4 protein-coding genes and 1 pseudogene are annotated in these 4840 nt (G+C 60.9%); all 5 read right to left on the bottom strand.

What is annotated here, in order from left to right; genetic code table 11:
- Nucleotides 1-300: 300 nt before the first annotated feature.
- Entirely contained in the window at nucleotides 301-1440 is a 1140-nt protein-coding gene (locus tag ACRXB1_RS30615; RefSeq protein ID WP_449494176.1) for an iron-containing alcohol dehydrogenase, read from the bottom strand.
- A gap of 158 nt (nucleotides 1441-1598) precedes the next feature.
- A complete protein-coding gene (locus ACRXB1_RS30610; RefSeq protein ID WP_449494175.1) occupies nucleotides 1599-2501 on the bottom strand; it encodes an SMP-30/gluconolactonase/LRE family protein in 903 nt (300 codons plus the stop codon).
- A 12-nt stretch (nucleotides 2502-2513) separates the two neighbouring features.
- Nucleotides 2514-3458 (bottom strand): 3-hydroxyacyl-CoA dehydrogenase, encoded by a 945-nt coding sequence (locus ACRXB1_RS30605; protein WP_449494174.1) that lies wholly within the window; start codon nucleotides 3456-3458, stop codon nucleotides 2514-2516.
- Nucleotides 3459-3478: 20 nt separating this feature from the next.
- Nucleotides 3479-4711: pseudogene (locus ACRXB1_RS30600) on the bottom strand (ABC transporter permease); the annotation flags it as partial.
- Nucleotides 4635-4840, bottom strand: a 206-nt coding sequence (locus tag ACRXB1_RS30595) for a hypothetical protein (protein ID WP_449494177.1), incomplete at its 5' end; no start/stop codon positions are given. The pseudogene ACRXB1_RS30600 and the gene ACRXB1_RS30595, both read right to left, overlap by 77 nt.

Raw genomic sequence — 4840 nt, 5'->3', positions numbered from 1 at the left:
GGTGATCATCCCAGTGCTATCCATGATCAACTCCCAGCGAAAGCGGAGCTTCAGCATGGACCGAATCGAGCCCTCAGTGCGACATTTCTATTTGGCTCAAGTACGACATTACTACTTGGGGCCTACACGATAAAAATCGATAATTTATGTTATGTCAAATCATTAATCCGCTAGCGCTGAAGCTTTGCGCCATTGGTGACCGTAGCCTCTCACGCGTCATCGTCGACTCATCCGCCAATATTCGGCGATCCGACCAACCGTCGCCGTGCCGCAAAATCCGAACGCGCTGCACGGGATTGATCACATCGAGCGTTCGAGGATTTCCCTATAGTCCTCCACCGACGCATCGCGCGGATTGGTCTTGTGGCTGTGATCCTTCAGCGCGCCGCTGATGATCCGCTCGAACATGTCGCGCGTTACACCGAGTTCGGCCAGTCCCGAAGGCAGGTCGAGCGCGCGGCTCATATCGCGGATCGCGACGCCGATCTGATCGCCGGATTCGAGTTGCATCGCCTGTGCGAGACGAGCGAGCTTGCCTTCCTCCTTCACGCTCGCGGCCTCGCTGTTGAACGCGATCACAGCAGGAAGGAAGATGGCGTTGAGCGTGCCGTGATGCAGTCGCGGGTTGATGCCGCCAAGCGAATGGCTCAGGCTGTGCACGCAGCCAAGTCCCTTTTGAAACGCGAGCGCGCCCTGCATCGACGCACTCATCATGTTCAGGCGTGCAACGCGGTCATCGGGCTGACGCGTCGCACGCTCGATATGACGCCATGCGCGCCACAACCCATCGAGCGCGATGCCGTCGGCAGGAGGATTGAACGCCGGCGCAAGAAACGTTTCGATGCAATGCGCTATCGCGTCCATGCCGGTTGCAGCGGTCAGCGCCGCGGGCAATTTCATCGTCAGTTCGGGATCGCAGATCGCTGACTTCGGCACGACGAAGGGAGAGATCACGCCGACCTTGCGGCCGTCGTCGAGAATCAGGATCGCACCGCGCCCTACCTCGCTGCCGGTGCCGGCGGTGGTCGGAATCGCGATCAGTGGCGCAGTCGCCGATGTAATGCGCGCAGCACCGCCTTCGATCACCGCGAAGCTGTGCAGCGGCCCTTCGTGCGTGGCGCAAACGGCGACGCCCTTCGCGAGATCGATTGATGAACCACCGCCTATCGCAATGATGCCGTCGCACTCCGATTGCTTGTATAAGGCGACGGCGTCGCGCACGGCGCCTTCGTTCGGGTTCGGTGGCGTTCGGTCATAAACCGGCACGGATGGGCCCTGGCCCAGGGCATTGAGCACGATATCGACAATGCCGGCCGCCTTCACACCCTGATCCGTCACGATCAACGGACGACGGATGCCGATGCGCTCGCACTCGCTTTTGATGAGCTTGACTGCGCCGAAGTCGAACTGGATTTGCGTGATGTAATTGATGAGCGACATGGCAGTGAGCAAGCGTTATCTAAAGGGTTAACCAGACCGCCGCATCTTCCGCGGCTTTGGTCCCGCAGTATAGGCATGGCCCCTTCGGCGTTGATAGTGACAAGATTTCATGTCGCTATCGCTTTTGCTCAAGTCTGATCCCGCCGTTCACCAACACCTCAACCCGCGAACCGTGGCTCAGGCAAGCCCTTCACGCCGAGCCCGGTGACTGCGAACAGGCCACCTTTGTCGCGCTCTTTTTGGGGAATACCCCACATCGGACGGCCCATCGTCGTGACGAACAGGATGTCGAGGTCCGGGCCGCCGAACATCACGCTCGTCAGGTTGCGTACAGGGAAAGGCACCACGCGGTCCAGCGCTCCATCCGGCGCGAAGCGCAGGATGCGCCCGCCGAACACGAGCGCCGACCAGACGTAACCTTCGGCATCCACGGTCGCGCCATCGAACGTACCCGCCATGTCTCTCGCCGATGCAAACACGCGCCGGTTCGCAACGGCGCCCGTTACGATGTCGTAGTCATACGCGTACATCTGGCGGTCGTAGGTATCGGTGAAATAGAAGGTGCGGTTGTCCGGGCTCCAGCACGGACCGTTCGAGCAACTGATGCCGCCGTCCAGGCGCGTGACCTTGCCATTGGTATCGAGCCGATACAATGCGCCGCTGTGGCTAGAACGCTGGCCCCGGTCTGCGTCATAGCGGTCGAAGTCATACGCCATGGTCCCCGCGATAAACCGCCCTCGCCGGTCCACCTTGCCGTCGTTGAAACGTGTTTCCGTATCGTCGTTTTCCGGGTCGGCGATGAGCTTCACCGTCTGCGCGTCGAAGTCATAGAAATGCAGGCCGTTGGCAAGCGCGACCACGGCGCCGCCCTGCTCGCGCAACGCCATCGAACCAATATGGCGCGGCACGAAATAACGCTTGGTATCGCTGCCATCGGCCCGGCAACTGCTGATCTCGGCGGCCGTGCTGTCGATCCAGTACAAGCGCTGTTCCTTCACGTCCCATAGCGGCCCTTCGCCAAGGTGATTGTTGGCATCAACAATCAGGCGCGTTTCGATCATGGTTGTCTCCTGTTATTTATCGGACTTCGACGTGGTCCGACGATGCGCAAGCAATGCCATCAGCCGCCGGTCCCGCCACCGGCTGCGGTTTTCTATCTCGTCGCGCGGCAGGACTTCACGACGTTCGGCATCGAGCCGTGCGATGCTTTCGGGCGACCAGTCGAACGGCACGCTGTCCTTCGCGAACGATTGATACATCGCGCCATAACGCACCGCGTAATCCGTCACGCCACCGGGCGCATTCAAATCGATGGTCTCGAACGGACCCATGAACGACCAGCGTAACCCGAGGCCATCGCGCATCACAGTATCGAGGTCGGCGGCGCTTGCGTAACCCCGTGCGTAGAGGCTCAGGGCTTCATCTAGCAGCACGCCTTGCAGCCGGTTCAACAGGAAACCCGGTATCTCCCGTGCAACGGTGACCGGTTGCTGACCGGCTTCTTCATAGATCGCGCGCGCGCGGGCGATGGACTCGGGCGTGGTCCACGGCGCGCCGCACAACTCCACGAGAGGCACGAGCGAAGGCGGGTTCACGGGATGCGCCACGAGACATCGCGAGCGCCCGGCAAGCTCTTCGGTGAAAGTCGAAGCGGGCAAGCCTGAAGTCGAACTCGCGAGCAGCGTGTCGGGACGCGTCAACTTGTCGAGTTCCGCAAACAACGTGCGTTTTACATCGACGATTTCCGCGATGTTCTCCTGCACCAGATCGACGTCGTGCACGGCGTCGGAGAGCGCGTTGAAGGTGCTCACCCGCGACACGATCTGTTCGATGGGTTCATCGATCAGGCCATAGTCCTGGAGATCGGAAACGCTTTCACGTATCGACGCAATCGCGCCTTCGAGCATTGCGCTGTCGGCATCGTGAAGACGCACTTGAAACCCCGCACGCGCGAACACGACCGCCCACGCGCGCCCGATGCGCCCCGACCCGATCACCCCAACGCGTTTGCTGCTCATAGTCGACTCCTTTTTTGGTTTTATGCCTTCTTGTCGCGCAACGTGATCACCGCGGCCAGCACGACGAGCCCGTTGATGATGTCGCGCACGGCCGGCGGTACGGTCGTTCCTGCGAGCAGTGTTCCGAGCGCGGTCAGCAGCAATGCGCCACCGAACACGCCGAGATAGTGGCCACGTCCGCCAGTGATCAGAGCGCCGCCGACGACCACGACTGCAATCGATGGCAACAGGTACGGGTCGCCCATCCCAAGGAACGCCTGGCTGCTGAAGCCTGCAAGCAGCAAGCCTACCGCAGCGGAGCACAGGCCGGAAAGGCAATACACGGCGATCAGCGTGGCGCCCACACGTACGCCCGAGAGCTTCGCCGCGATGGGCGAATTCCCAACCGCATAGACCCGTCTTCCGAAGGCCGTGCGATGCAGCAGCAACAACGCAAACGCCAGGAACAGCGGGACGCACCACGCGGCGAGCGACAAAGGCCCGAAGTGTCCGTTCGTGAAGTTGCTTATCGCCGATGGCGCCCAGCCTTGCGGCGATCCGTTGCAGTAGATCAGCGTGATGCCCTGCAGCAAGCCATTGGCTGCAAGCGTAACGACGATCGGCGGCAAGCCGAGCACAACCACACCGACGCCGTTGAAGACGCCCACGAGCAAACCTGCGCCGAGCACGAGCGGTACGGCCCAGATCGCGGCATCGTTGAGACCGTGCGTGAGTCCCGTAAGCAACACGCCCGATAACGTGATGAGCCACGGCACCGATAGATCGAGTCCGCCCGTGAGAATGACCGCGCCTTGCCCCAGGCCCAATATGGCGAGGAAGAGCGTCAGTGTGAGCAAGCTCGTATAGAAGTTCGAGCTCGCAAGCACGCCCGGCCCATACACCACGCCCGTGATCGCGATGACCGCAAAGAACAGCAAATACGCGGGCACCACGTACTTTACCCATTCGCGATTGCGCTCGATCCAGTCCAATACCACCCTGCCCTTGAGCTCGGTATTTTCCAGCAGACGAAAATCCTCGACTTCGAATTTCACGCGCCGCGCGCCTGGATCGTCCTTGGCGCGCGTTCCGGTTCGCCATGCAGTGAGCCATCGGCTGGCGTATTGTGCGCAGTGATGCGCCGCCGATTGCTTGCCGATCGACGATCCGAGCACAGCCAGGATCAGGATCACCGCTTCAGCGATGGTCGTGAAAAACGCGGACACGTTCAACACCAGCAGGATGTTCACCGTGATCATGAGCGTCATGGCTGCGGAGCTTTCTTCCTTCCTCGAGGTAGACACCACCCTTGACTAAAATGCCCTTGCGCGCTGCTGCCGCAAGACCGCTTACGATGGTCACAGGAGTAGAAATCACAAGGGCGCACGGACATGCAATCACGA

The sequence above is a fragment of the Caballeronia sp. M23-90 genome (assembly GCF_053574605.1).
Note: the sequence above shows the minus strand (reverse complement) of the source record. Positions and strands in the feature narration are given on the sequence as shown.

What these genes read in the sequence shown, in the direction of transcription:
- ACRXB1_RS30615 (WP_449494176.1), bottom strand. Translation starts at nt 1,440, where the DNA reads ATGTCGCTCATCAATTACATCACGCAAATCCAGTTCGACTTCGGCGCA.
- ACRXB1_RS30610 (WP_449494175.1), bottom strand. Translation starts at nt 2,501, where the DNA reads ATGATCGAAACGCGCCTGATTGTTGATGCCAACAATCACCTTGGCGAA.
- ACRXB1_RS30605 (WP_449494174.1), bottom strand. Translation starts at nt 3,458, where the DNA reads ATGAGCAGCAAACGCGTTGGGGTGATCGGGTCGGGGCGCATCGGGCGC.